At 61.0% G+C, this 369-nt stretch carries 1 protein-coding gene; it reads right to left on the bottom strand.

Features of this window, described 5'->3' with window-relative positions:
* A partial coding sequence (locus tag AC0L28_RS34795; protein WP_473483021.1) for an AMP-binding protein occupies positions 1 to 369 on the bottom strand: 369 nt, incomplete at both ends.

Below are 369 nucleotides of genomic sequence, written 5' to 3'. Positions count from 1 at the left end.
GCGACAGCGCTTCACCACCGATGATGAACAATCCAACCTGGCTGGTGGCACGCTCGGCCAGCATCTGCTGGCCGAGCGCGTCGAGATGGCTCGGCGTGATCTTGATGAGCCCACAGCCCGAGATGATCTTTGCCTTTACCCCACCGAGCTCATCGCCCTCTGTCACCAACTCCAGATGACCACCATTGAGCAAAGGCGCAAACAGGCTGGTAACCGAGGCGTCGAAGGCCAAGGACAGGGAGACCGCGAACGATGAGCCTGGGGCGTAAGCCTTGCGGGCCCAGTCCAGATAATTGACCAGCCCGCGATGCTCTACCATGACGCCCTTGGGCGTTCCGGTGGAGCCGGAGGTGTAGATGATGTAGGCGA

This window comes from Mesorhizobium sp. WSM4847 (assembly GCF_055811335.1).
The sequence above is the reverse complement of the archived record's forward strand: the minus strand, read 5'-3'. Positions and strand labels throughout refer to the sequence as shown.